Genomic DNA, 25953 nt, shown 5'->3' on the forward strand with positions numbered 1-25953 from the left:
CGGGGCGAGGAAGGAAAAAATTGAATGTACGTGCTCTTATTGCGAGGGACCCCGAGCCCCCTGTAGGAGCTGGCTTGCCAGCGAAGGCGGTTTTACATTCAACAATGTTGCTGACTGACCCACCGCAATCGCGAGCAAGCTCTCTCCCACAGTGGTCCGAGTACATCTGTAGGAGATAGGTTGGCCTGGTAGCCGCCTTCGCTGGCAAGCCAGCTCCTACAGGGGTTGGGTACATCCGCGAAAATACAGGTTGGCCGGCAGGCCGCCGCGGTCACGCCGGGATCGACAGCGGCTCCGACATGAACTGACTGATCCGCGACCGCAACCAGCGCTCCGCCGGATCATTGTCATGCACCCCGCTCCAGGCCATCGACAATTGCGCCGCCGCAATCTCGAACGGCGGATCCTCGGCACGCAAGCCACACCCCTCCACCAGCGCACACGCCGCATAATCCGGCACCGTCGCAATCATCTCGGTGCCGGCGAGCAACGCGCGCAAGCCACTGAACTGCGGAACGCCCAACACCACCCGGCGGGTGCGGCCAACCTTCGCCAGATCCAGGTCGATATTGCCGCTCAGGTCCCCGGAAAACGACACCATCGCATGGGGGCGCGCGCAATACTCATCCAGGGTCAGCGTCCCCGGTCGCGTGTCACCGCGCAGCACTTTGCAGGGAATATCCCGCAGTTTCTTGCGCTTGGCATTGGCCGGCAGGTCGGTGGTGTAGCTGACGCCCACGGAGATTTCCCCCGACGCCAGCAACGCCGGCATCAGCAGGTAATTGGCCCGGCGCACCACCACGACAATGCCCGGTGCCTCTTCCTGCAGCTTGCTCAGCAGAGGCGGAAACAGACCGAACTCGGCATCGTCCGACAGGCCAATGCGAAAGACGTCGCAACTGGTCGCCGGATCAAATTCCTTGGCGCGACTGACCGCGCCGGAAATGGTGTCCATGGCCGGTTGCAGCTCCTTGAGAATCGCCAGCGCCCGCGCCGTCGGCTCCATGCTTCTACCGTTGCGCAACAGCAAAGGGTCGTCGAACAGATCGCGCAACCGCCCCAGGGCCGCACTCACGGCCGGTTGGCCCATGAACAGTTTTTCCGCCACGCGGGTCAGGTTCTTTTCGAACATCAGCGCTTCGAAAATCACCAGCAGGTTCATGTCGACGCGACGCAGATCGTTACGGTTCATAGGCACGGTTCCCTTGTGTGTCAAGCCAGGCGCGAGGTGGCGATTGTGTCTGACTTTACCCAGGACTGCCCACCCTGCATGAGGAATTAACAACGTTTAACTCGCGCGCCAGAGCCTTGGGGTTCAAGAATGAATCCTACCCATTCGGACATTCGCCATGGCTCAGTTCCAGCAAAGCGCCGCTCGCGCGACAGTCGCGCAGCCCCGGGAAAAAAGCGCCAGCGGCCTCGGTCCGCAGCGCGAACAGTTGGTGAAACAACTGATCCTCGATCGCCTCGGCGAATCCCTGCAAGTGACCGAACTGGCCCAGGCTTGTTCGCTGTCGCGCAGTCATTTCTCCCGCGCGTTCAAGTGCAGCACCGGCTGTTCGCCACAGGAATGGATTCGCCAGCAACGCATCGCCCGGGCCAAGCAACTGATCCAGCACACCGACCTGAGTCTCACGCAAATCAGCCTCGAATGCGGCTTCTGCGACCAGGCTCACTTCTGCCACATGTTCACCCGCAGCGAGGGCATCAATCCGTTTGCGTGGCGTTGCCGGGCCGTACGCGCCCTCCCCACATCACCTGCCTGCGGGCAGCACCCGGATCATCGAGCGCCGAGTAGAACCGCTGTGATAAACGACGCATTGCGCGCCGGCAAAAATATGAGGAATATGCTCCATAAGTGCGTTCCAGACGCATTCACACAGGAGCAACCCGTTGACCCTCGCCCTCGAACAGGCTGTGCATTTCGGCCCCTACCGGATCTACCCCGGACAACGTCTGGTGCTGGAATCCGACCGGCCCCTGCGCCTGGGCCGGCGCGCCATGGACATCCTGTTGATCCTGCTGGAACACGCCGGCAAGGTGGTCAGCAAGCAACAGCTGATCGCTGAAGTCTGGCCCGACAGCGTGGTGGAAGAGATCAATCTGCGGGTGCACATGGCCGCCCTGCGCAAAGCCCTCGGCGACGGCCAGGCCGGCCAGCGCTACATCGTCACCGTGGCCCAGCGCGGCTACAGCTTTGTCGCGCCGTGGTCGCTTGCGCCCATCGAACACCGTCCGCAAAATGACCTGGTTGAATCCAGCGGCCATAACCTGCCCCTGCGCCGCGCCCGCCTGATCGGCCGCCAGGTGCTGGTCGACAGGCTGGTGGCGCAACTGCCGCGCCAGCGCTTCATCACCCTGGTCGGCCCCGGCGGCATCGGCAAGACCAGCGTCGCCCTGCGCGTCGCCGAGCAACTGATCGGCCACTACCGCGACGGCATCCGCCTGCTGGACCTGACGCCGATCAACGACCCCTCGTTGATCACCGGCCATCTGGCGACATTGCTGGGGTTGTCCCTGCACGACAGCGAACCGCTGAGCACACTTGCCACGTTCCTGCGCGAGCGGCATATGCTGCTGGTCATCGACAACTGCGAACACCTGATCGACAGCGTGGCACTGCTCTGTGAAAGCCTGCTGGGTGGCGCGCCGCAGGTGCACATCCTCGCCACCAGCCGCGAGAGCCTGCGCGCCGAAGGCGAATTCGTCCAGCGCCTGGAACCGCTGGAATGCCCCCCACCCATCACCGTGCAGGACCGCACCCAGGCCCTGGGTTTTTCCGCCGTGCAGCTGTTTATCGAGCGGGCCATGGCCAACCACGACAGCTTTGAACTGACCGATACCGAGTTGCCGCTGGTCATCGAGATCTGCCAGCGCCTGGACGGCATTCCGCTGGCCCTGGAACTGGCGGCCGCGCAAGTCGCCAACCTTGGCCTCAGCGGCTTGCTGGCGCAGTTGCAGGAAAGTTTTCGCCTGCTCGCCCACAGCGGCCAGACGACCCTGGGCCGGCATCAAACCCTGCGCACGACGCTGGACTGGAGCTTCAACCTGCTCACTGCCTGCGAACAGACATGCCTGCGGCGCCTGGGCATCTTGCGCGGTGGCTTTACCCTGGAATCGGCCGCGGCGGTGATCGTGGGCGAACACATCGAACCGCGCGAGGTGTTTGGCTCGATCATGCAACTGGTGGCCAAGTCGCTGCTGATCGTGGACGTCGGTGACGAAGGGGTGTTCTACCGCCTGCTCGACACCACCCGCCGTTATGCCCTGGAAAAACTCGAACAGAGCACTGAACTGCCCGACACCCGCAAGCGCCACGCCGAACGATGCCTGGCCCTGATGCAGCAGGCGCAGGACGACTGGGAACAGATCCCCACCGGTCTGTGGATCGAGCGTTATGCCCGCAGCCTCGAGGACATCCGCGCGGCGCTCGACTGGGGCCTGTCTGCATCAGGGCCGCAGGCGCTGGCGATCCGCCTGACCGCGACGTCCACGCCGCTGTGGCAGGAACTGTCGCTGCTCAACGAGTACGGCGGTTATGTGCGCAAGGCCCTGGCCCTGCTCGATGCCGCGCCCGAAGTCTGCCCACGGCTGCAAATGCTGCTGAAACTGGCCCTAGGCAGCACCTGTTACCACGCCCAGGGCGGCACCGTCGAAACCGTCGAGGCCTTCGTCAGCGCCCGGGCTTTGGCCGAACACTGCAAGGACGTAGCCGGACAACTGCGCGCCATCTCCGGGCACCTGGCGGTCAACCTCAGTTGCGGCCACTATCAAATGGCCCTGGAACAGAGCGAGCAATTCGATCGCCTGGGGTTGCATGGTGACCCGATGCTGTCCCTGAGTACCCACCGCCTGCGGGTCCTGGCCCTGCACTTTGCCGGCGATCAGCAGCGGGCCCGGATGAACGCCGAAGAGGTGATCCAGCGCATGGCCCACAGTGGTCATCTCAATCGCTTCACCCATGGATTTGGCGTGCAATACGACCAGAGCGTCGCCGCGCTGACCATCCTCGCCCGTATCCTCTGGATCCAGGGCCAACCGGAGCAAGCCTGGCGTACGGCCCGGCAGGCACTGGACATCGCACTGCAGATCAACCATGGCACGTCCATCTGTTACACCCTGGCCCTGGCGGGCTGCCTGATCGCCCATTACAACGGCGACGCCCGAACCGCTCGCGAACTCTTGCACCTGCTGCTGGAACAGGCGCAGAAACACTCGGTGCTGCTGTTCCATACCTGGGCTCGACATTATGCGCAGGTTATCGACACTGCCCAGGCCGATGCGTCGCCGCGTCCCGCTGTGGGCCTGATCAAGGAACTCATGATCACCCTCGACAGCCGCCTGATTGATGACGACTTGCTGCAACGCGCGCAAACCGGTGCGGCGTGCTGGAGCACCGCGGAGATTCTGCGTGCCAGGGCCGATGTGCTGCTGGCCGCTGATTGTCCGGTGCAAGACTGTGCCGCCGAGATCATATTGATCAAGGCGCTCAACGTGGCAAAAACCCAGGGCGCTCTGGCCTGGGAGCTGCGCAGCGCCACCTCGTTGGCGCGGCTTTGGCAGCGTCAGGGCCGCGACCGGCAGGCCCGGGAGCTGCTGTCGCCGATCCACCAGCGGTTTACCGAAGGCCATGCCACACCGGACCTGGCCACCGCGCAACGCCTACTCGGCGAGCTCCACAGCCACGAGTCGGCTTGATGGCCGGTGGGTGTGACTGACGTAGCCGGCGTAGCGCATTTCGAAGGTGCGCAAGGCGCCGCTCTGTTCGAGTTTTTCCAGGGCATAACAACGGGTGGTATTGAGGAAACGGTAGCGCGTCACGCCGCGCAGTTGCTCCAGTGCCAGCAGCGATTTGAGCGCCAGGCTTTGCATCACGCTGCTCAGGCTGGACGGCGGCAGCGTCGCGCAACTGATCACGGCGATCGCCGCGTCGAGGGTGAACGCCGCTTTGAACACCGCCAGACGCTGCAACACGGTTTGCTCCATCGGGCTCAGCCGCTCATAGCTCCAGTCCAGGGCCGCCTTCAGGGTCTGGTGTCGCGGCACCGCCGTGCGCCGCCCCTGGGTCAGCAGCTGAAAACAGTTGTCCAGTTGCGCTTGCAGCCCCACCAGCGCCAGCGCATCGATCTGCGCCGCCGCCAGCTCGATAGCCAATGGCAGCCCATCGAGTCGACGACAGATTTCGCGCACGACCTTGAGGTCCTGCTCGCGCAGGGCAAAGCCTTGCTGGCGGGCGCGGGCACGGCTGACGAACAACTGCACGGCCGAATAGCCCATGACCTCATCGACACAACGTAACGCCGACCTCGGTGGCACCAGCAGCGGCGGCAATGGCAAGAGTTCTTCGCCGGTGGCCAGCAGCGGCTCACGACTGGTGACGAGAATCGACAGGCGCGGTGCCGAAATCAACAGCTGCTCGACCAGTGCCCGGCAGCGCTCAAGCAGATGCTCGCAATTGTCGAGGACCAGCAACGCATGCCACTGTCCCAGCGCGTCCAGGGTCGTACCCACGTCCAGTTGCAAGGTGCGCGTCACATAGTCGACCACCTGTGCCGGGTCGTCGATCATCGCCAGATCCACCCGCCACACGCCATCGCGAAAGTGCTGCAACAGCAATTCGGCGACACGCAGGGCAACGGTGGTCTTGCCGATGCCACAGGGCCCGACCAGGGTCATGCAACGGCGCGCTGGCAACTTGCGCACCAGACTGCCCACCACGGCATCGCGACCGATGACGGGTGTGAGTCGTGCCGGCAGGTTGTGGGGGGATGGTGCAAAGGCGTCGCTGGCCAAAGGCGTGAGTTCCAGCGCCTGGCGCACCGGCGCGACAAAGCTGTAGCCACGCTCGGGGATGTTGACGATGTAGCCGTGCCCGTCGTGTCCGTCACGAAAGGCCCGGCGCAGGGCCGCGATGTGCACACGCAGGTTGATGTCCTCGACCACCGTTCTCGGCCAGACCCGGGCAATCAGATGGTCCTTGCTGACCACCGAGCCGGCATGTTCAACCAGCACCTGCAGGATATCCAGCGCACGCCCGCCCAGGCGCAGCGGCTGATCACCCTGGCGAACCAGTCGCTGATTGACGTGGAAGGCGTAGGGGCCAAAGTGCAGCACCGTGTCGCTGATTACATTTCTGAGGCTGTTCATACGCTTTCACCCGCTGGAAACCTGCTCGGCACATGACAGGCTCCGTACCTTCCTTGCAATGAGTTCAGCGGTATCTTGGCAGGCTCTGGTGACGGTACAACCGTCACGGGGGGAGCGTCACGGCCATCTGGGTGCGCACAACGGACAAGCGTGTCAGCTGAACTGCTCGCGGTACTGGATCGGGGTCAGGCCGAGCTTTTCACTGAACAGGAAACGCATGTGCCGCACGCTGCCGAAGCCGTAATGCCATGTGGATAGCCGTCTGCTTTTGCTTTTAACGCCAAAGACTTTCAGACATTTACCACTTGGACGTAGGACTTTTCCCAAAAGCAATTAAGCAGTCCAAATAGCTGAGGCACCGAGAGCTTCACCGAGGGTATTCTCACCTAATAAAAAATCGTGCAGACGCCAACTTTTTTACAATTCAACTGTGTGTTATCGCATACCAAACAACCATACACCTTATCGAAACCCAGTCATTCCCGATCCGGCGAATCAGCCCAGTGCTCACCTCAAAATAAACTTTGTGCGCCAGTTCAAAACAATAAAAAAGTGAAACCTTAAGGAAAATACCAACAAGGATTAAACAATGAAAATCGGACATCTAAATTGGTTAGTTAAGCCCGTGGGCTACCAATCGATAACAAAGCGCTGCCCTAACTGCGAAATTAGAAAATTATTTTATCCTTCAGGTTGCTTTCGCGTCAACGCACAGAAAAAGACGCTTGACGTATGGAATATCTACAAGTGCGAAAAATGTGACTATACGTGGAACATCGATATATTCTCCCGCATCAACACCAACAAACTCAATTCAGAACTGCACGAGCACTTCCTGCATAACAACCTCGATCAAGTTCGACGTTGCGCTTATGACTACTCTACCTTGAAGAAAAACAACGCCAAACTCGGTCCCACTCCGGAATTTTATCTTGAGGGCCCGGATCCCTATGCACTTAATAATGGAGCTACCGTCCGCATTGAAGTCCTTTTCGAGCACCCTATACCGGTACGTCTGATCAATTTGCTGACACGTAAGCTTTCGCTTTCCCGTAGTGAGGTGCTAAAGCTTCTAGAGCACAAAGTGCTATTGGATATTACCTTGGACGAATTGAATAAAAAAATCAAACGACCGTTTTCATTTTCTCTAGATTTTAAGCGACTGATTGATCTTCACCCGCCAGCTTCAGATTCCTGACACACTCTTTAAACAGGCAAAGATTTAACAGAACGAGTAAAGTTAAAGCGAACCAGCACCGCAACTATCAATAGCAAGACAATAGTCGCTCCCATTACCGAAAACACGGCATTATCGAAAGCCAGTCGTGCATTCATGACCAGCGAATCACCAACCGCACCCGGCAACTATTCGGCCATCAGTATCGCGCTATCGATACCATCTCGGGCCAGTTCTGCATCAATGGAGCTTTCAGGAATAAATAATGTTCGACTGTAAACAACCGACATCAAGCTGCCCATGATTGCAATACCCAACCCCCCTCCCAATTCATATGATATTTCTTCGATTGAGGCTGCCATTCCGGCACGCTCGGGCGGTGCGGCGGACATAATCGTATTTGATGCAGCCGTCATACTGGCTCCAACACAAGCCCCTAGCAGAAATAAACAAGATACTTGCAGGTACATGGAGTAGGAGAAGCTGAACATGAACAGGGCAATGCCCGCAGCGTACACAGTCAGCACACACGACAGAAAACGGTCGCTCCTGAAGCGCGGCAGAAGCCAACCACACAACGGACTGCCAACAATGGCGCCTAAAGACAAAGGCAAGAAGTAAAGCCCGGTCTGCAACGGAGAAAGCTCCAGAACCAGTTGCAATCGTTGACTAAGGACCAGGTTGATACCCATCAGACACCCGGCTACCACCAACCCGGCCAGAACCGCAGAGGAAAACGCAGGGTTGCGAAAAACCTGCATATCAACCAATGGAAATTCGCTGTTGCGTTGGCGACGGGCGAACAGCAGGGCAAAGGAAATGCAGATCAGCAATGCCAGAATGACATCCGCATAGGAAGGCATCTGCTTGGCAAATTCCTTGATCGCATACGCGAGACTTATCAACACCACCGTGATTTGTAACGAAGCAACCAAGTCCCAAGGTTGAGCAGAATCGTTCTTGATATTTTTGATCAGCAATCCCGACAACAAACATGCTATCAACACAATCGGAACGTTGATCAGAAACACCGAGCCCCACCAGAAGTACTCAAGCAGTGCCCCGCCCATCAAAGGACCAGCAGCAGCACCTCCGGAGGCAACTGCTGCCCAAATGCCAATGGCAATAGAGCGTTCATCTTCATCTTCAAAAGACAAACTGATGATTGCAAGTGTCGCCGGCATCATGGCTGCCGCCCCGACACCCAAAAGTCCACGAGCAAGAATCAAAACAGCGGAAGTTGGTGAGAATGCCGCCAGTAGTGACGCCACGCCGAAAATGAGCAGGCCAATGATAAAGATTCGTTTGTGCCCGATCCGATCCCCAAGCGTGCCAGCCCCTAACAAAAGGCCCGCAACCACCAATGGATACATATTTACGATCCAAAGCTTTTCTGAGGTAGAAGCCCGCAGCTCATGGGTTAAAGTGGGCAGCGCGATATATAAAACCGTCATATCAATCGCCACCAGAAGAAGTGCAATCGAAACAACAGCCAATACAAGCCATCTATATTTATCTACATGCATCTTCGCCCCCACCTAACTTCCTACTTTTAGTGCTTGCGGCAATAACAGCGCCCTCACAACCCCAACAACCTAACCACAAGCCCGATACACAATCAACAGACACAACGCAAAACTCGAGCAAGAAAGTCAAAAGAAGAACACGCTGTAGGAATTATCTCTGCACTTCCACAAACACCTCACATGAAACTCATTTCGTTTCGACTTTACACACAACTTCTTTCAGAACATGCGCCTGCACCTCAGGATAAGCCTCATCGAAAAGGAGAAGATCAGTAGCTATTACGGATCAGGAAATCCGTCTATTAGCTAGCGTTCAGAAAATGTAACGGCTAGAGGACACTAGTTGAACTGCTCACGGTACTGAATCGGGGTCAGGCCGAGCTTTTCACTGAACAGGAAACGCATGTGCCGCACGCTGCCGAAGCCACTTTTGAACGCCACGGTCTTGAGCGGCAGGTCAGCGGTTTCCAGCAGGTTCCTGGCGCAGTCGATGCGTGCGCTTTGCAGGAACTCCATGGGGGTCATGTTCACTTCCCGGGCGAAGACCCTGGCGAAGTGGCGCGGGCTCATGTTGGCCAGGCTCGCCATGCGTTCGATGCTGAAAGCTTCGTCCAGGTGTTCGAGCACATGGTTCTGCACCCGGGTGATCGGTGTTTCATGGGGCGCCACTGCCGCCATTAGCGGGCTGAACTGCGCCTGGCCGCCCTGGCGTTTCATGACCACCAACAACACCTTGGCCACGTCCTGGGCGACTTTCTTGCCATGGTCGGCGGCGACCACGGCCAGCGCCAGGTCAATGCCGGCAGTGACGCCGCCGGAGGTGATGAGGTTGCGGTCCTGGACGTAGATCTGGTCGGTTTCGACCGTCGCCTTGGGGAATGCCTTGATCATCCGTTCGGTGTAGTGCCAGTGGGTGGTCACGCGATAGCCGTCGAGCAAACCGGCGTGCCCCAGCACGAACGCCCCGGTGCAGATCGAGCCAAAGGTCTGCGATCGACTGACATTGCGCTTGAGCCACTCGAGCAAGGGCGGATGTTTTTCGTTGTAGGCACCGGGGCCGCCGGGCACCAGCAGCAGATCAAAGCCGTCACAGGCCTGCTCGACCGGCATGTCCGCCTGCACCCTCACCCCATTGGACGCCCGCAGTGCGCCGGGCTCGGTGCCAAGGGTCGTCAGCACATAGTGGTCGTCGGGCTTGAGATAACGATTGGCGATGGAAAACACCTCCATCGGCCCGGCCATGTCGAGCAGGAGAAAGTCGGGGAACAGCACCATTGCCACGGTTTTCATGGGTTCAATCACTGAAATCAAGGAAGGTCTTTGTGCCGAACACCGAACCTGTGGGAGCGAGGCGAAGGCGGTGTGTCAGTCACCAAATTTGTTGAATGTAACACCGCCTTCGCGAGCAAGCCCGCTCCCACAGGGGTACTGCGTCCGTAGGTACACAGCTGTCAACCTGAAAGAGACAGTATTTCAGTTTTCATCTACTTATTGCACCAATGGATTAACATTAACCTTCTCCTCACTCGGACGAATCAACGTCCCAAAAGGAGATTTCATCATGCTGACCCTTCGCAAAGCATCGGATCGTGGCCTGGCCAATCACGGCTGGCTGAAGTCGTTCCATACCTTTTCCTTCGCCAGCTATCGCAACCTGAAAGAACAGGGTTTTTCCGATCTGCTGGTGATCAACGATGACCGCGTGGCTGCCGGCAAAGGCTTCGGCCAGCACCCGCACCGCGACATGGAGATTTTCTCCTATGTGCTCGAAGGCGCGCTGGAACACAAGGACACCCTGGGCACCGGCTCGGTGATCCGTCCCGGCGATGTGCAGTTGATGAGCGCCGGCAGCGGCGTGGCGCATAGCGAGTACAACCACTCGGATTCGCGGCCCGTGCACTTCCTGCAAATCTGGATAGTGCCGGACGTTAGCGGTGCCAAGCCACGCTATCAGCAGGAGCATTTCAGCACCCAGAAGAAACGCGGTCGCCTGCAATTGATCATCTCCCCCGACGGCGCCCAGGGTTCACTGACGGTGCGCCAGGATGCGCGGGTGTATGCCGGCCTGATCGATGGCAAGGAAAGTGCCACTGTGGAACTGACTGCCAATCGTTATGCCTATGTCCATGTGGCTCGTGGTCGCGTTGAGCTGAACGGTGTAGCACTGCAGGAAGGCGACGGCGTGCGGGTTCGCGAGGAACAGTTGCTGACCTTGAGCAATGGGGTGGATGCCGAGGTGCTGGTGTTCGATCTGCGTGCGAATGAGTTGCCAGAAATGCCATAACCCTGTGTGCGAGCCTGCTCGCGAAGAACGGAAGGACAACGCGGTTTTCCATGGAGCACGCGTTATCGTTAACGTCCATCGCGAGCAGGCTCGCTCCCACAAAAGGCTTCGACAATTTCCTCAATCACCACCCGGACCCTCGCCGTATGCCGAAGGTCCGCGTGGGTCACCAGCCACACGTCATAGGGCAACGGCCGAGTACGCTCCGGCCACAGCCGGACCAGTCCATCCCTTTCCCCCACATACACCGGAATTTCCCCGATCCCGATCCCCTCGGCAATGGATCGCCGCACCAGCAGGCTGGAACTCAGGCTTGCGACAATCCGCCCGCGCCCCACAGGTTCACTGACCAGCGTTATGTCCTTGCCGCTCTGCAGATACGGCTGATACACCACCAGATCATGCCCCTCGAACGCCGATCCCGGCTCGGGCACACCGTGGGCATTGACATAGGCTTGCGAGGCGAACAGGCCCACCGGCCAACGGGCGATTCGCCGCGCGATGAGGTCCGGATTGTCCGGCCGGGTATTACGTACGGCGATGTCGGCTTCGCGTTTGGCCAGGCTGAGGATTTGCGTCGAGGCGTCCAGTTGCACCCGCACGTCGGGGTGACGTTGATGCAGTCGAGCGACGGCCGGGATCAGGAAGTCGATGGCCATGGAGTCGGTGGTAGTGACCCGCACGGTGCCCGTCAGCCGGTCGTCGAGGCCCTGGATGCGGCGCTCCAGTTCCAGTGCCGAATGCTCCATTTTCTCGATGGCGCGCATCGCCGCTTCGCCGACCGCGGTCAACGCATAACCTTCGGAGGTGCGCAGGAACAGCGTCGCTCCCAATGACTTTTCCAGCGACGTGATGCGCCGGCCCACCGTGGCCTGGTCGACACCCAATACTCGCGCGGCGCCGCGCAACGTTGATTCGCGGCAGACCGCGAGAAATACCCGTGCGTCATCCCAGTTCATGGAGCTCTCCATCTGATGCATTTGCGCATCACCATAACGCGAAATCGCAGCGCTGGTGCATCACTAAACCTGGTTAAGCTGATCACCAGTGAAAAACTTGCAGGAGAGCACCCATGCTCAGCCCCCTGAACACCCCACGCAACGCATTCTGGCTACCGATTTTTGCCGGCCTGTGCGCCAGCCTGGTCAGCATTGGCCTGGCGCGTTTTGCCTATACGCCGTTGATTCCCTCGCTGATCCAGGCCCATTGGTTTTCCGCCAGCGACGTGGTGTACCTCGGTGCCGCCAACCTGGTGGGCTACCTGATCGGTGCACTGATCGGCCACCCGTTGGCGCGTCACACATCCAACAAAACTGCGCTGCGGCTGATGATGCTGGCGGTCACCCTGTCGTTCTTCGCCTGTGCCTTTCCCTTGTCGGTGAGCTGGTTTTTCGGCTGGCGTTTGCTCTCGGGCGTCGCCGGTGGCGCGATCATGGTGCTGGTGGCGTCGACGGTGTTGCCGCATGTGCCGGCCTCGCGCAAAGGGCTGGCCAGTGGCGCGATCTTTCTCGGCATCGGGCTGGGCATTGCCGGGTCGGGGACGATCGTCCCGCCGCTGCTGAGCCTGGGCCTGCAGCAAACCTGGTTGGGACTCGGCTTGCTGGCATTGATATTGACCGCTATCAGCTGGTTTGGCTGGCCGTCGGATGCGCCCCAGGCAACGATGACAGCGACGGCCGATGCCGCGTCGACCCGCACCCACCCGGGTGTCTACTTGCTGTTTGCCCAATACGCACTCATGGCGGCGGGGCTGGTGCCAGCCATGGTGTTCCTGGTGGATTACGTGGCTCGCGGCCTCGGTGCCGGGCCACAGGTCGGCGCGCTGATCTGGGTGATGTACGGCCTCGGCGCGATTGTCGGGCCGGTGAGCTATGGTTTTCTCGCGGATCAACTGCGGGCGAAACCGAGTATCCGACTGGTGCTGGTGGTGCAAGCGATTGCCGTGGCCTTGCTGTCGATCTCCAGCTCTTTCGCGGCACTGGCGCTGCTGGCAGTGATCCTCGGTTCGTTTCCACCGGGCATCGTGCCGCTGGCACTGGCGCGGGTTCACGAATTGGTCCCCGGGCATCATCAGCAACAGGTGGTGTGGAGTCGCGCCACCGTATCGTTTGCCACCTTCCAGGCCATTTCCGGGTTTGCTTATTCCGCCTTGTTCAATGCCAGCGGCGGCCATCATGGGCTGATGTTCGTGATTGCGGCCGGGGCGATTGTTTTGGCGTTGTTGCTGGAGTTGGCGGTGCGTTTATCGAGTCGGCCTGACTCTCTTGTTCAGGTCAGTTGCCCATGAAGATCAAAAGATCGCAGCCTGCGGCAGCTCCTACAAGGAACCTGCATTCCCATGTAGGAGCTGCCAAAGGCTGCGATCTTTTGATTCTCCGCGCGAAAGCGCGGTCTCATTTAACGGACACTTTGCCCACAGGTATATGAAATGAATTTGCCCAAAGACATGACCCTGATCGAAATCACCCAACCCGGTGGCCCTGAAGTCCTGCAACCGCGCCAGGTGCCCTTGCCCACTGCAGGCGTCGGTGAAGTGCTGATCCGCGTGCATGCTGCCGGGGTCAATCGCCCCGACGTTCTTCAACGAGCCGGCAAGTACCCGATGAAACCCGGCATGAACCCAAACCCAGGTTTGGAGGTGGCCGGCGAAGTGGTCGCCGTTGGCGCAGATGTCAGCGAGTTTATCGTCGGCGACAAGGTCTGTGCGCTGACCAATGGCGGCGGTTATGCGCAGTATTGCGCGGTCCCGGCCAGCCAGGCGCTGCCGATCCCCGAAGGCATGGACTGGGTGCAAGCGGCGGCGATCCCGGAAACCTTCTTCACGGTGTGGGCCAATCTGTTCGACATGGGCGGCGCCAGCAAAGGCCAGCGCGCGCTGATTCACGGTGGCACCAGTGGCATCGGCACCACCGCCTTGATGTTATGCCGCGAGTTCGGCGTCAAGGCATTTGCCACGGCGGGCAGTGAGGAGAAATGTGTGGCGATCCGCCAATTGGGCGCCGAAGCGATCAACTATCGCGATCAGGACTTCGTCCAGGTCATCCAGGAAAAAACCGCCGACAAGGGCGTCAATGTCATCCTCGACATCATGGGCGCTTCGTACCTGAACCAGAATATCGCGGCATTGGGAATGGAAGGTCGACTGGTGATGCTGGGCTTCCTCGGCGGTGCCGTCGGCAAGGATGTCGACCTGCTGGCGATCATGAGCAAGCGCGCGACAGTCACCGGCTCGCTGCTGCGCCCGCGTACCCGGGAAGAAAAAGCCTCGATTGCCGAACAATTGCGCGAATACGTATGGCCGGTGCTGGCGGCCGGGCGTTGCCTGCCGATGATCGACAAGGTGTATGCGCTCACCGAGGCCTCCCAGGCCCATGCGCGAATGGAAGCTGGCGATCACATCGGCAAGATCGTGCTGCGCGTCGACTGATAGCGCCGCAAAACCCTGTGGGAGCGGGCTTGCTCCGGGCGGCGTTCCGACGAAGGCGGAGCATCAGTCTCACTAGTGCTGACTGACACATCGCCTTCGCGAGCAAGCCCGCTCCCACAGGGTGAACGACCGTCGCATTTTTCCCCACCCCGCGCGCGCATCTGTTAAAACGCGGTCTTCATGTCCCTACCGGTGAACCACCCAATGCCCTCTGCCCTCCTCACCCGTCTACGCCTGCGCTGGCTGCCGCTGCTGTGCATGGCCGCGCTGGTCGTCGGCTTGCCCGTGGGTTGCGGCGCACTCAAGTACAAAGAGCGCGAGTTGCTGTTCCGCATCGAGCCGGGCACGGCCGGCTGGTATCGCGGCCTGCCGCAGGATGTGCAGGAATTCGACATCAAGCCTGCCAGTTTCAAAGCCGGGCAAAACCTGCATGCCTGGTGGTGGCCGGCCGCGCGCCGTGACGCGCCGTCGATCCTCTACCTGCATGGCGTACGCTGGAACCTGACCGGCCAGGCCTTTCGCATCGAGCAGTTGCGCGCCATGGGCTATTCGGTGCTGGCGATCGACTACCGCGGCTTTGGCCAGAGCAAGGGTGACTTGCCGTCGGAGGCCAGCGTTTACGAAGATGCCCGCGCTGCCTGGGAACGTTTCAGCACGATGCAACCGGACCCCGGCAAGCGCCTGATCTACGGCCACTCCCTGGGTGGCGCGGTGGCCATCGACCTGGCCGCAGACTTGGCCGCGCAAGCGAAAAAGCAGCATGGCGCCGTTCCGGTGCGCGGCCTGGTGATCGAGTCTACCTTCACTTCCCTGGGCGATGCCGTGGCGGAAGTGGCCGACAACAACCTGCCGGTGAACTGGCTGCCGGTGCGCTGGTTGCTGTCGCAGAAGTTCGACTCCATCGACAAGATTGTCGACATTCACATGCCGTTGCTGGTGGTCCATGGCCTGGCCGACCGGTTCATGCCATCGAGGTTCAGTGAGCAGCTGTTCAATGCCGCCAACGAACCCAAGCGTCTGTTGCTGATCCCCGGCGGCACCCACAACAACAGCATGAGCCTGGGCGGCAGCCAGTATCGTCAGGCGCTGGAAGGCCTGATGAAGGCCAAACCGCAGATCGCCGGGCCGATGGTCTCGCGAAGCGCCCAGGATTCCTGAGGGTTATCGATAGCCCCGTGCCTGCAGGTCGAACAGCTGCGCATAACGCCCGCCCCCCGTGACCAGCGTGTCGTGATCACCACGTTCCAGAATCGAGCCCTGATCCAGCACGATGATGTGATCGGCGTTGCGCACGCTGGAAAAACGGTGGGAGATCAGCAGGGTCATGCGGCCCTGGGTGTGCTGGCTGAAATGCTCGAACACCGCCGCTTCCGCCGCCGGGTCGAGTGCCGAGGTCGGCTCGTCGAGGATCAGGATATCGGCATCGCGGCGCATGTAGGCGCGCGACAGCGCGATTTTCTGCCACTGCCCGCCCGACAGCTCCAGCCCACCGGCAAACCAGCGCCCCAGTTGCGTGGCGTAACCGCGATCGAGCCGCTCGATGAACGGCGCGGCCATGCCTTCGGCGGCGGCTTGCTGCCAGCGTTGCTCGTCCTGGAACGCCAGGGTGTCGCCCACACCGATGTTCTCGCCGACGGAAAACTGGTAGCGAATGTAGTCCTGGAAGATCACCCCGATGCGCCGGCGTAGCGCATTTTCCTCCCAGGCCTGCAAGTCGCTGCCGTCCAGCAGGATGCGTCCTTGATCGGGACGGTAGAGCCGGGTCAAGAGTTTGATCAGCGTGGTCTTGCCCGAACCGTTCTCGCCCACCAGCGCCACACTGTGCCCCGGCACCAGGTGCAGGTCGATACCCGCCAGCGCGTCGCGACTGGCACCCGGGTAACGGAAGCCGACGTTCTCGAACCGCAGGCCATCGCCAGGCACCGCGCCCACCGTGAGATGGCCCGTGGCCGCGACCACGGGCTCGGCCAGGTATTCATAGAGGCTCGACAGGTAGAGGCCATCCTCGTACAGGCCGCTGATGGCGCTCAGGCTGCTGCTCACTGCCGCCTGCCCCTGCTTGAACAGCACCAGGTACATGGTCATCTGGCCGAGGCTGATGTTGCCGTGCACGGCGTCTACCACCACCCAGGCGTAGGCCAGGTAGAACGCCGCGGTGCCCAGCAGGCCGAGGACAAATCCCCAGCCATCGCGACGCAGGGTCAGCCGCCGGTCCTCGGCATAGAGCCTGGCAAAGGTGTCGCGGTAACGCTGCAACAGCAGCGGCGCGAAACCGAACAGCTTGACCTCCTTGATGTAGCCCTCATGGGACAGCAACGTCTCGATGTAGGTCTGCTGTCGGCTCTCCGGCGCACGGCGGGTAAACAGGCGAAAGGCATCGCCGGAAAAGTGCGCCTCGGCAAAAAACACCGGCAACGCGCCGACCACCAGCAACACCAGCGCCCAGGGCGAAAAATGCACCAGCAACACCCCGAAGCTGATCAGCACGATCAGGTTCTGGATCAGCCCCAGCGACTTCATCACCAACGCCAACGGCCGGGTCGAGGCTTCGCGCCGAACCCGCACCAGCTTGTCGTAGAACTCCGAATTCTCGAACTGCACCAGCGATAACGTCTGGGCCTTTTCCAGAATCATCGTGTTGACCTTCTGCCCCAACTGCACCCGCAACAGCGACTGCTGCACCGACAGCGCACGCTGGGCACCCGACAGCAAGGCCAGCACTCCCGCCTCCATCAGCACATAACGCACCACCGGCCACAAAGACGCACTGCCCTGCTGCGCATGCAATTGCATGGCAAAGACCACGGCATCGACAATGCGCTGGCCCAGCCATGCCGCTAAAGCCGGAAGCACACCGGCAATGAGGGTCGCCACCACCAGACCCAGAAACAATGCGCGCGAGGTGCCCCAGACCAGCAGCAAGGCACGCTGGGATTGGTCGAGCAATGAGGTGACGCGGGCAAATACCGGGCTCACTCCAAAGGCTCCGCCAAGGTATCGAGCCGCTCCCCCTGAAACCGCGCCCGATACCGCCCCGGACTCTCCCCCGTCCACTTCTTGAACGCCCGGTGAAATGCGCTCGGCTCCTGGAAACCCAGTTGTTCGGCGATGTCGCCGATACTCGCCTGGCTCTCACGCAACTGTTCGAACGCCACCCCACGGCGTACTTCGTCCTTGATCTCCTGATAGGAGCAGCCCTCGCGCTCGAGTTTGCGGCGGAAGGTACTGGGGCTCAGGTGCTGTTCGAGGGCAAAGGCCTGCAGGGTCGGCCACTCGCTGTAATGGCTGTTGCGCAAGCGCTGGTGCACCTGTGACGCCAGGCCGTGCTGGTTGCGAAAGCGGATCACCAGCCATTGTGGCGCGGTGCGCAGGAACACTTTGAGCGACGCCAGGTCCTGGACCACCGGCAGGCGCAGGTAGTGACTGGCGAACTCGATTTCGGTGCGCTCGGCGCCGAAGGTCAGGTTCGGCCCCCAGAGCAAACGGTCATCGCTGAGGGACAGGCGCCCGTGACGAAAGTCCGCGCGGTCGATCGGGATGCGTCGTCCACCCAGCCAGCACATAAGGCTGATCATCAACACCAGGAAGGTCTCTTCGCCGAAACGGCTGACGTCTTCGTTGGCCCCCTGGCTTTGCAGGCTGATGACCGCTCGTTTGCCGCGCACGGTCAGGGTGCCGCGAAAATCGCGCAGGAACAGGCCGAAGTTGACCAGGCACTGGCGCATGGCCTTGTGCAGATCGGGCTCCTGGATCAACGCCCGGCAAATCAGGGCGAAGCTGCCCGGCGGCATGCCGTGGGAATCGAGGCCGAAGAATTCGTCGTCGAGCTCGCGGATCTGGATCAGCCACAGCGCTGCGAACGCGCTGGCCGGTACCCGCGACGTGGGTTGCGCAATCACCGCCGGGTCGATGCCGGCCTGTTCGAGCACAGCCCGAACACGCTGCGGATCGTCCCCCAGCCCCTGGATCATTGCCTGCACGAAGTAGGCGGCCACCGAGTCCTTTTCCCGCATGCGAACGCTTCGCTCCCCATCACCCGAAATGGCAAAAAACATCAGTGCCGTTGAACAGTTTCGGCATAGGACAACCACCCTGCCGGCTCTAGACTCGCGGCAATAGTACGCTTTCGGCCATACAGGCGGCCAAGGTATCGCAGGGTTTATCGAAAGGACGGCAACATGAATCTGCAAAACATTGGCGTGATCGGCGCCGGCACCATGGGCAACGGCATCGCGCAGGTCTGCGCCCTGGCCGGTTTCAACGTGACCCTGGTGGACATCAGCGAGGGTGCCTTGCAAAAAGCCCTCGCCACCGTCGGCAAGAACCTTGACCGCCAGGTCGCCAAGGAAACCCTGAGCGCCGAGCAGAAAAACGCCGCCCTCGACAAAATCCGCACCAGCACCGATTACAGCAACCTGCGCGACGCGCAACTGGTGATCGAAGCCGCCACCGAGAACCTCGAACTGAAACTGCGGTTGCTGCAACAGGTTGCCGCACAGGTCGGCGCCGAGTGCGTGATCGCCTCCAACACGTCGTCGCTGTCGATCACCCAGCTCGCGGCCAGTGTCAGCCAGCCGGAACGCTTCATCGGCCTGCACTTCTTCAACCCGGTGCCGGTGATGGGCCTGATCGAAGTCATTCGCGGCCTGCAAACCAGCGATGCCACCCATGCCCTGGCGCTGGACATGGCGACCCGCCTGGGCAAGACCGCGATCAGCGCCGGCAACCGCCCGGGGTTCGTGGTCAACCGGATCCTGGTGCCGATGATCAACGAAGCGATCCTGGTGTTCCAGGAAGGCCTGGCCAGTGCCGAAGACATCGACGCCGGCATGCGCCTGGGCTGCAACCAGCCTATCGGCCCCCTGGCCCTCGCGGACCTGATCGGCCTGGATACGCTGCTGGCGATCATGGAGGCCTTCCACGACGGCTTCAACGACAGCAAATACCGCCCGGCCCCATTGCTCAAGGAAATGGTCGCTGCCGGTTACCTGGGACGCAAGACGGGGCGCGGCTTCCATGCCTATGCCTGAGCGTTGTTCGCGTTTCGCCGAATACCGGGACAAGGTGCTGGAGCTGTTCGCCAGCAAGGGTTTCGGTCAGGTCGGCATGCGCGAGCTCGCGACGTGCCTGGGGCTTTCCCCGGGCTCGTTGTATCACCATTACCCAAGCAAACAGCACCTGCTGCTGGACTTGATCGAAGAGTTCTACGAAGAGCTGCTGGCCACGCTGGGGCGTATCAAGCAAAAGGCGCCGGGTAAACGCGACCGCCTCAACAGCCTGATCCGCGCGCACCTGAACCTGCATCGCGACATGCCCTGGCATTTTCGCCTGGTGGAACGCGACAGCGGCTGCCTGAACGACGAGCAACAGGCACGGGTTCGACATTTGAGCGAGCAGTACCAACGCCAATTGATGGTGATACTCGGCGCCCGTTCGCGGTTCAGCGAATCGGGCCTGCTGGCGGCAGGTCATGCCATCGCCGCCTTGCTCAACAGCGCGCCCAGCTGGCTGGCGTCCCATGCGCTGGAAGAAGGCGAGCACAATGAGCTGCTGGAGAACATGGTCGGCGGCGCCATCGAGCGTTTGCTGGCGCCGAAGCGCCCAAGCGAGGCTATAAGCCTGGCCCGGCCTATCGAGAATCCATCTAAAAAAACCCAGGCTCCCACCGCGATTTAGCGCTTTGCTTGCCCAGTCAATCTCATCGGAATTCGCGCTGGTACCCGGCGTCCAATCCGATGTGTATCTTCAATGACCGGGAGCAGCACCATGAAAATCAGTCCCTACCTCATCTTCAATGGCGATTGCCGCGCCGCCTTCACGTTTTACCAGCAATGCCTGCAAGCCCAGATCGAGGCGATGATGACGTTCGGCGAAACACCCGCCGCCGAGCACGTCCCCAAGGAACATCACGACCTGATCATCCACACCTGCCTGAAGGTAGGTGACCAGATGCTCATGGCCTCGGACACCACCCCCGACCGTCCGACCCCGGGCATGAGCGGTTGCTCGATTTCCCTGAACGTCGACAGCATTGCCGAAGCCGAGCGGGTGTTCAACGCACTGGCAGAAGGCGGCAAAGTCGACATGCCACTGGAAGCCACGTTCTGGGCCGCACGCTTTGGCATGCTGGTCGACCGCTTTGGTGTGTCGTGGATGGTCAATTGCGAAAAGGATCAGTGACACTGTGAAGACCGGCTGTCTGGCAACTCCCGGGCCGTCTGCTACCGTCAACTTTTAACCCCTGTAGCAGCGGCCCTTCGGAGAAAACCCACCATGCAAGCCCATGACGCGTCATGGTCCACCCGTTTCAAACTGTCCTTGCTGGCGGGCGGGCTCACCGCCGCGCTGCTGGCACTCAGCGGTTGCGCGACAGTCGATGCCCAGACCACCGCCTACGTCGGCGTGGAACATCCCGCACCGACGCTGCCCAGCGAAGTCGTGGTGCTGCGCACCGAGCCCCTTCGCCCGCACGTTCGACTGGGCGAAATACTGATCGACGCCAGTGTCGACCCCGCCCCGCCGATTACCGAGGTTGAAGAAAAATTGCGGGAAGAAACCGCCAAGCTCGGCGGCGATGCCGTGGTGGTGGTGTATGACCATATCCAGGCGGTCGGTGCCTATGTCAACGGGCCGCTATGGGCGCGCGACGTGCAGACCATCGAGGGGCGCAAACTCAAAGGGATCGTGATCAAGTACAAGTGAGGCGCGGGGATTTTTCGTCGAAAATGACAACGCGGGGCGCAATGTCAACCGCGCGTAGCTGCCAAAGGTGCCCGATCGAGAAGCATTCATCGGGCATTATTCCTCTCCTCTTCCGTGAAAAATGATCATGACAACCCTGTGAAGGTACGAATGGCGACCCGCGCGAGGATCTTGCCAGGCCGCAATCCGAACGCCCGCCCCTCGGAAAGCATCGTGTTGATGTTCCTCAGGTCAATCCTCCTGCTATCAAAGAAATGCCCGAAAGCAACATTAAAACATCCAGAAGTCTTTGAAATGTGGTCAAGGACATTTTTATCGTGATGAACTTACCGATCGACATACCTGCAGCGAGCGAGAGTCCAATCAGTACTCCTTTCAGTACGACGTTCAGGGGAAGACCTCCAATCGCTTTGAAAGTAATTGTCTTGCTCAAGTAAATAATGAACGAGGCGGCAGCTTCGGTTGAGAGCAATGGCCCTTTCAATAACCCGTATGCGGAAAAAATCGGAATGGTCAGCGGCCCGGTGGAAAGAACAATACCGGTGAGGTAGCCAACAAGAGCGCCTGTGGCGGAGAGTTGCCAAAGCGAAAGGGTGAAATTTTTTGATTTTGCCCAATGGCGATAGGGAATCATTAGAAGAAAAAATACCCCGAGAGCTATATCAATCCAGGTCGCTTTCAGACTCCAGAGTGTGTGCGCACCAAAAGCCGATGCCGGCGCTCCTGTCACCGAATAGGCTAAAAACGCCTTCCAGTGAATGTCCTTTCGCCAAAGGATAACTTTTGAGATATTGCCGACGATTGCTGCCACCGCCATGATCGGCACTGCCTGCTTAGGACCGAAACAAAGGACGAGTGCAGGCAGAAGCATGATGGAGGCCCCCGTCCCGATTACACCACTGACAACTCCTGAAATGACCCCGATAAACAAAACGAGTAAATATTCTGTCATTTGTCATCCACTGCGGATATTTGGTTTGTGAAGAAGCCACTTTAGTGACTTTTAGAAATTGAATCAGTGTGCTAAAAACTCATCTCCCAGTGATAGTTGGTGCGCAATCATGTATGAGCTTCCTCCATTATCAGCGATTCGGACATTTCTGGTTGCTTGTCGAGCGGGAAATTTTACGGCCGCCGCACATGAGCTTTGTGTGACTCATGGTGCAGTAAGTCGTCAGATCCAGTCTTTGGAAAGCTGGCTCGGACAAAGCCTTTTCGAAAGGCACGGTCATCGAATGGTAGCTACTCCTCATGCCCAGGCTATGGCTCGGGAAATGAGTACTACACTTGAAAATCTGGTAGAAATCGTACAGCGTTATGGAAAAGGAGAAACAAAAAATAATCTGCGCGTAAGTGTTCCGACGACGTTCGGCATGCGTTGGTTAATTCCTAGACTGACAGATTTCCATTCAAACAATCCAGACTCCAGAATTCAAATACTTACCGTTACATCACAACAACAACCAAACAACTCAATTTTTGATATCGCCATAAGGCGCGAAGAAACGTTGATTGAGGGATACCAATCATCCTTTCGATTCTTAAGTGACCACCACAGTGTGATTGCAGCTTCCCATCTACTAAAAGAAAAGCCCTTGAGCTGCCTTGAAGATTTATATCAGCATACAATTTTTGAGACGGAAACCCGACCTGGGCATTGGAAAGAGTGGTTTTCCGCCGCAAATTTTGCGGATAAAAGAGGACTTAAACGTCAAAGGTTTGATCACTTTCATGTCACCTTACAAGGCATAATAGATGGACTAGGCATTGGAGTAGGACCAATCGCCACACTGAGCCTTGATATAGATTCCGGAAAAATTAAAGTGCCATTTGGAGAGATAACTGTTGCTCACCATCATTACTGTGTATCCACACCAGTAGGTGTTCAAAAAACCACACTCCATCGAAAATTTGAAGATTGGCTTGTTGCCATGGGCGATTTGACCTTATGACATATACAGTCACTGAACCGCATTTAATGAAATTAATTCAGCCCCATGGCAAAGAGTACGTTTTTATATTAGTGAAATTGTTCATCGACTCCTGAATACCTTCTTTGTGTCCTAACCCCGAGTCTTTTATACCCCCGAATGGGGTGGTTTCCAAACGAAAGCCAGGGACCTCCCAGACATTAACAGTACCGACGTTAAGCGCTTGAATAAAACGGGTTATATAATCCAGTCGATGCGTACAAAGAGCAGAAGACAAGCCGTAAGGGGTGCAATTTGCAATGGCAATTGCTTGCTCTACCCCTGAAAATTCTATTATCGGTGAAACTGGACCAAATGTTTCTTGTTGAACAATAGCCATTGTTGGATCGACACCGTCCAGCACAGTTGGCATATAGCTGGCGCCGTCGCGCCGATTTCCATATAAGAGACGAGCACCTTGACTTATAGCTGCACCCACACGTTGCTCGCACTCGATAGCAGCGGAATTATCGATCAAGGTTCCGATATCCACACTTTCGTCCATGGGATCTCCCGTTTTCCAGCGTTCGGTACCTTCGACGAGGAGTTCGGTAAAGCGTTTGGATATTGATTTCTCCACCAGTATTCTTTTAATAGCAGTGCACCTTTGACCTGAATTTTTATACGATCCATTGACCGCCAGAAACGCTGCTTTTTCCAGGTCTGCATCCTCCATGACAATCAGCGGATCATTGCCGCCAAGCTCAAGAATCACTCGCCTGTAGCCGGCCATTAACGCGATTCTTTTTCCCACTGTAACGCTACCAGTAAAAGCGACCAAATCCACATGCTCATTGCCTATCAGCTCTCTTGCTATTTCGTTCGGATCACCAGTGACAACCTGGAAAATTTCTTCTGGCAAGCCTGCTTCTGAAAGCAAACCACGAAGAAAAAGAGCCGAAAGCGGAGTTTTTTCAGACGGTTTCAGAATTATACGGTTGTTGGTTGCAATCGCCGGACAAATTTTATGAGCTACTTGATTCATCGGATGATTAAAGGGAGTTATGGCGGATATCACACCTTGGAGTGGCTCCCGAAGAGTGAATATTTTTCGTTGCGCATAAGGACTGAAAACATCACAAGAAAATATCTGCTCATTGCTTTTTGTTAACTCGTAAATTGTGGCTTTAAAGACACCCATCACTCGCTCAACCTCGTATCGAGAGTCTTTCAGGCAAAGCCCTGACTCCATAGTAATTAGTCCGGCCGCATTATTCTTTTCAACCTCAAGCAGTGCAATGGCCTTATTGAAAATTCCGATCAACTCAAAGCGACTTAATTTCTGGCGAAAACCTGCTGCAATATCTATTTTTTGCTTTACCTCGGCGCAGGACATTTTTGCCACCTGCGCTATTACCTTATGATCATAAGGATTAGAAATACTTATACTTCTCCCACTATCTGATTTGGTTTGCTCTTGGATTGCAAAGTGATTCTCGAATAAATTAAATATGTTTTGCATGGCTGCCTTGTACTCCACCGCATAACGTTATCTACAACATTCAGGATTGGATTGGATCTGCGTACGCCACATGACTCTTCTTGTGTTTTCATCAAAGGAGTCGCGGCGATGCATAGTACAGCGGTTATCCCAGATTAGAATGTCGCCGACAGCCCAGTGCTGGGTCCAGCAAAACTCAGGCGATCGGGCATATTTCCACAACTTATTGAGCAGCACCTCGGAGTCGGCCACGGAATATCCAACGACATGAGCATTTAGCCTCCGCCCCAAGTACAGGAAGCTTTTTCCTGTGAAAGGGTGCTGCTGAATAATAGGATGAATGGATCCAGGGCAAGTGGCAACGTCAGTGACATCATTGAAGCCGTACCGAAGTTCACCTACCGCGGTATAACTACGATCATGTTTGATCGAGAGCGCCGAGATTTCTTCCATCAAATCCGTAGGAATAGCGTCATATACGCTGTACATATTCATGAACTCCGTATTACCGCCACTGCTGGGAACTTCAATGGCGTACAAAATACTTGCTATCGGAGGCACATCCGTATAACACATATCTGTATGCCAATATGCTTCTTTCGCCCCGAGGTGACCAATAGCACGACCATTCTTTTTTATATTTGAAACTATCATCAGCTCGGGAAATTCGGTGCTTGATGTTAGTTTTTTCTCTTGGTGCAGAGCTCGTTCTGGCAGACCGAAGATTTTGCTAAAGTCAATAAGCTCGCTTTTGCTGAGGTACTGATTACGGATGCGACAAACGAGGCCACTGTGCCAGGCTTCGATTAATTTTTGTACATGTGAGCTCTTAAAAGGGGCGGATGCATTAAACCCGAGCATCTGGCTACCTAACGCTTTAGATACAGCCTCAAAGCCAACCTCATCATCAGTGTATGCGTTCAAACCTGCCTCCCCATTAAGCTCAAAGTAAGTGCGAACCAGCTGAGTAGCCGTTCTGTTAGTTCATCATTCTTATTTGTGCGAAATGAGATGTCAAAGTCAATAACTTGAATTTATCTCAAATACCAGTGACTTTAAAACACAGATAAATTTAGGAAAAATTAGGCTTGCGAGATCTTTCTTTTAAATATGTAGGAACTTTCAGCGGGTCCGCTGCCAGCTGTAGGAAAGTTTTGAATAAAAGGCGAAAACACTGTGATATCGCGATCAATTCGCAGTGTGTATGGGCACGTTAATTGTAGGACTTTAAACTATGATACTTCCCGAGGACTGGAGCAACTTCAGGGGCCAGGTCGAG

The 25953-nt window shown here is 57.9% G+C and carries 20 protein-coding genes and 2 pseudogenes; 12 read left to right on the top strand and 10 right to left on the bottom strand.

Going from position 1 to position 25953, the window contains the following annotated elements; translation table 11 throughout:
* Positions 1-271: 271 nt before the first annotated feature.
* Complete coding sequence (locus DKB71_RS21570; protein ID WP_408597298.1) at positions 272-1192, bottom strand: LysR substrate-binding domain-containing protein; 921 nt, start codon at positions 1190-1192, stop codon at positions 272-274.
* A 157-nt stretch (positions 1193-1349) separates the two neighbouring features.
* On the opposite strand from DKB71_RS21570, the pseudogene DKB71_RS21575 reads away from it, so the two are divergent.
* Together DKB71_RS21575 and DKB71_RS21580 are read left to right on the top strand one after the other, a co-directional pair.
* A pseudogene (locus tag DKB71_RS21575) lies at positions 1350-1763 on the top strand (helix-turn-helix domain-containing protein); the annotation flags it as partial.
* Between the two features lie 130 nt (positions 1764-1893).
* Entirely contained in the window at positions 1894-4698 is a 2805-nt protein-coding gene (locus DKB71_RS21580) for an ATP-binding protein (RefSeq protein WP_408597300.1), read from the top strand.
* Here DKB71_RS21580 and DKB71_RS21585 read toward each other — a convergent pair.
* Entirely contained in the window at positions 4663-6147 is a 1485-nt protein-coding gene (locus DKB71_RS21585; protein WP_408597302.1) for an ATP-binding protein, read from the bottom strand. The genes DKB71_RS21580 and DKB71_RS21585 overlap by 36 nt on opposite strands.
* Before the next feature lie 589 nt (positions 6148-6736).
* Between DKB71_RS21585 and DKB71_RS21590 the strand changes: the two genes are divergently transcribed.
* Complete coding sequence (locus DKB71_RS21590; protein WP_408597304.1) at positions 6737-7345, top strand: DUF1062 domain-containing protein; 609 nt, start codon at positions 6737-6739, stop codon at positions 7343-7345.
* An 8-nt stretch (positions 7346-7353) separates the two neighbouring features.
* Here the strand turns inward: DKB71_RS21590 and DKB71_RS21595 are convergent.
* Positions 7354-8850, bottom strand: a pseudogene (locus DKB71_RS21595) (MFS transporter).
* A gap of 339 nt (positions 8851-9189) precedes the next feature.
* Positions 9190-10140 carry a GlxA family transcriptional regulator gene (locus DKB71_RS21600; protein ID WP_408597306.1) on the bottom strand — a complete coding sequence of 317 codons (951 nt, stop codon included), beginning with the start codon at positions 10138-10140 and terminating at the stop codon, positions 9190-9192.
* A 271-nt stretch (positions 10141-10411) separates the two neighbouring features.
* On the opposite strand from DKB71_RS21600, the gene DKB71_RS21605 reads away from it, so the two are divergent.
* On the top strand, positions 10412-11134 hold the full coding sequence (locus DKB71_RS21605) for a pirin family protein (protein WP_408597308.1): 723 nt from the start codon (positions 10412-10414) through the stop codon (positions 11132-11134).
* A gap of 68 nt (positions 11135-11202) precedes the next feature.
* Here DKB71_RS21605 and DKB71_RS21610 read toward each other — a convergent pair whose 3' ends face one another.
* Entirely contained in the window at positions 11203-12093 is an 891-nt protein-coding gene (locus DKB71_RS21610; RefSeq protein WP_408597310.1) for a LysR family transcriptional regulator, read from the bottom strand.
* Positions 12094-12206: 113 nt separating this feature from the next.
* Here DKB71_RS21610 and DKB71_RS21615 point away from each other — a divergent pair, with 113 nt between their 5' ends.
* The 3 genes from DKB71_RS21615 (at position 12207) to DKB71_RS21625 (ending at position 15719) form a co-directional block, all read left to right on the top strand.
* On the top strand, positions 12207-13421 hold the full coding sequence (locus DKB71_RS21615) for a YbfB/YjiJ family MFS transporter (protein WP_408597312.1): 1215 nt from the start codon (positions 12207-12209) through the stop codon (positions 13419-13421).
* 141 nt (positions 13422-13562) lie between these two features.
* A complete protein-coding gene (locus DKB71_RS21620; protein WP_408597314.1) occupies positions 13563-14561 on the top strand; it encodes an NAD(P)H-quinone oxidoreductase in 999 nt (332 codons plus the stop codon).
* Positions 14562-14765: 204 nt separating this feature from the next.
* A complete protein-coding gene (locus tag DKB71_RS21625; RefSeq protein WP_408597316.1) occupies positions 14766-15719 on the top strand; it encodes an alpha/beta hydrolase in 954 nt (317 codons plus the stop codon).
* A gap of 3 nt (positions 15720-15722) precedes the next feature.
* Here DKB71_RS21625 and DKB71_RS21630 read toward each other — a convergent pair whose 3' ends face one another.
* Positions 15723-17537, bottom strand: coding sequence for an ABC transporter ATP-binding protein (locus DKB71_RS21630; RefSeq protein WP_408597318.1), 1815 nt, complete (start codon positions 17535-17537; stop codon positions 15723-15725).
* The gene (locus tag DKB71_RS21635; protein WP_274076642.1) at positions 17534-18574 is read right to left on the bottom strand and encodes an AraC family transcriptional regulator; all 1041 of its coding nucleotides are present in this window, start codon (positions 18572-18574) and stop codon (positions 17534-17536) included. The genes DKB71_RS21630 and DKB71_RS21635 overlap by 4 nt, the downstream gene beginning before the upstream one ends.
* Before the next feature lie 165 nt (positions 18575-18739).
* Here DKB71_RS21635 and DKB71_RS21640 point away from each other — a divergent pair, with 165 nt between their 5' ends.
* The 4 genes from DKB71_RS21640 (at position 18740) to DKB71_RS21655 (ending at position 21263) form a co-directional block, all read left to right on the top strand.
* Positions 18740-19591 carry a 3-hydroxybutyryl-CoA dehydrogenase gene (locus tag DKB71_RS21640; protein ID WP_408597320.1) on the top strand — a complete coding sequence of 284 codons (852 nt, stop codon included), beginning with the start codon at positions 18740-18742 and terminating at the stop codon, positions 19589-19591.
* The gene (locus DKB71_RS21645) at positions 19578-20237 is read left to right on the top strand and encodes a TetR/AcrR family transcriptional regulator (RefSeq protein WP_274076640.1); all 660 of its coding nucleotides are present in this window, start codon (positions 19578-19580) and stop codon (positions 20235-20237) included. Before DKB71_RS21640 ends, DKB71_RS21645 begins: the two co-directional genes overlap by 14 nt.
* A 90-nt stretch (positions 20238-20327) precedes the next feature.
* Positions 20328-20741: a VOC family protein gene (locus DKB71_RS21650; RefSeq protein ID WP_408597323.1), complete on the top strand. Its 414-nt coding sequence runs from the start codon at positions 20328-20330 to the stop codon at positions 20739-20741.
* 93 nt (positions 20742-20834) lie between these two features.
* A complete protein-coding gene (locus DKB71_RS21655) occupies positions 20835-21263 on the top strand; it encodes a hypothetical protein (RefSeq protein WP_274076638.1) in 429 nt (142 codons plus the stop codon).
* Positions 21264-21489: 226 nt separating this feature from the next.
* Here the strand turns inward: DKB71_RS21655 and DKB71_RS21660 are convergent, their stop codons facing one another.
* Positions 21490-22215 (bottom strand): sulfite exporter TauE/SafE family protein, encoded by a 726-nt coding sequence (locus DKB71_RS21660; protein ID WP_408597325.1) that lies wholly within the window; start codon positions 22213-22215, stop codon positions 21490-21492.
* A 109-nt stretch (positions 22216-22324) separates the two neighbouring features.
* Between DKB71_RS21660 and DKB71_RS21665 the strand changes: the two genes are divergently transcribed.
* Positions 22325-23215, top strand: coding sequence for a LysR substrate-binding domain-containing protein (locus DKB71_RS21665; RefSeq protein ID WP_408597326.1), 891 nt, complete (start codon positions 22325-22327; stop codon positions 23213-23215).
* Between the two features lie 37 nt (positions 23216-23252).
* On the opposite strand, the gene phnY is transcribed toward DKB71_RS21665, so the two are convergent.
* Both phnY and DKB71_RS21675 read right to left on the bottom strand, forming a co-directional pair.
* Entirely contained in the window at positions 23253-24695 is a 1443-nt protein-coding gene (phnY, locus tag DKB71_RS21670; RefSeq protein ID WP_408597328.1) for a phosphonoacetaldehyde dehydrogenase, read from the bottom strand.
* A 27-nt stretch (positions 24696-24722) separates the two neighbouring features.
* Positions 24723-25598 carry a TauD/TfdA dioxygenase family protein gene (locus tag DKB71_RS21675; RefSeq protein WP_408597329.1) on the bottom strand — a complete coding sequence of 292 codons (876 nt, stop codon included), beginning with the start codon at positions 25596-25598 and terminating at the stop codon, positions 24723-24725.
* Between the last annotated feature and the right edge of the window lie 355 nt (positions 25599-25953).

It is taken from the genome of Pseudomonas sp. PLMAX, assembly GCF_046042685.1.
Classification (GTDB): domain Bacteria; phylum Pseudomonadota; class Gammaproteobacteria; order Pseudomonadales; family Pseudomonadaceae; genus Aquipseudomonas; species Aquipseudomonas putida_AE.

Bases quoted from the DNA above. Each gene is read 5' to 3' on its own strand.
- DKB71_RS21570 (WP_408597298.1), bottom strand. From the start codon at position 1,192: ATGAACCGTAACGATCTGCGTCGCGTCGACATGAACCTGCTGGTGATT.
- DKB71_RS21585 (WP_408597302.1), bottom strand. From the start codon at position 6,147: ATGAACAGCCTCAGAAATGTAATCAGCGACACGGTGCTGCACTTTGGC.
- DKB71_RS21590 (WP_408597304.1), top strand. From the start codon at position 6,737: ATGAAAATCGGACATCTAAATTGGTTAGTTAAGCCCGTGGGCTACCAA.
- DKB71_RS21600 (WP_408597306.1), bottom strand. From the start codon at position 10,140: ATGAAAACCGTGGCAATGGTGCTGTTCCCCGACTTTCTCCTGCTCGAC.
- DKB71_RS21605 (WP_408597308.1), top strand. From the start codon at position 10,412: ATGCTGACCCTTCGCAAAGCATCGGATCGTGGCCTGGCCAATCACGGC.
- DKB71_RS21610 (WP_408597310.1), bottom strand. From the start codon at position 12,093: ATGAACTGGGATGACGCACGGGTATTTCTCGCGGTCTGCCGCGAATCA.
- DKB71_RS21615 (WP_408597312.1), top strand. From the start codon at position 12,207: ATGCTCAGCCCCCTGAACACCCCACGCAACGCATTCTGGCTACCGATT.
- DKB71_RS21620 (WP_408597314.1), top strand. From the start codon at position 13,563: ATGAATTTGCCCAAAGACATGACCCTGATCGAAATCACCCAACCCGGT.
- DKB71_RS21625 (WP_408597316.1), top strand. From the start codon at position 14,766: ATGCCCTCTGCCCTCCTCACCCGTCTACGCCTGCGCTGGCTGCCGCTG.
- DKB71_RS21635 (WP_274076642.1), bottom strand. From the start codon at position 18,574: ATGCGGGAAAAGGACTCGGTGGCCGCCTACTTCGTGCAGGCAATGATC.
- DKB71_RS21640 (WP_408597320.1), top strand. From the start codon at position 18,740: ATGAATCTGCAAAACATTGGCGTGATCGGCGCCGGCACCATGGGCAAC.
- DKB71_RS21645 (WP_274076640.1), top strand. From the start codon at position 19,578: ATGCCTATGCCTGAGCGTTGTTCGCGTTTCGCCGAATACCGGGACAAG.
- DKB71_RS21650 (WP_408597323.1), top strand. From the start codon at position 20,328: ATGAAAATCAGTCCCTACCTCATCTTCAATGGCGATTGCCGCGCCGCC.
- DKB71_RS21655 (WP_274076638.1), top strand. From the start codon at position 20,835: ATGCAAGCCCATGACGCGTCATGGTCCACCCGTTTCAAACTGTCCTTG.
- DKB71_RS21660 (WP_408597325.1), bottom strand. From the start codon at position 22,215: ATGACAGAATATTTACTCGTTTTGTTTATCGGGGTCATTTCAGGAGTT.
- DKB71_RS21665 (WP_408597326.1), top strand. From the start codon at position 22,325: ATGTATGAGCTTCCTCCATTATCAGCGATTCGGACATTTCTGGTTGCT.
- phnY (WP_408597328.1), bottom strand. From the start codon at position 24,695: ATGCAAAACATATTTAATTTATTCGAGAATCACTTTGCAATCCAAGAG.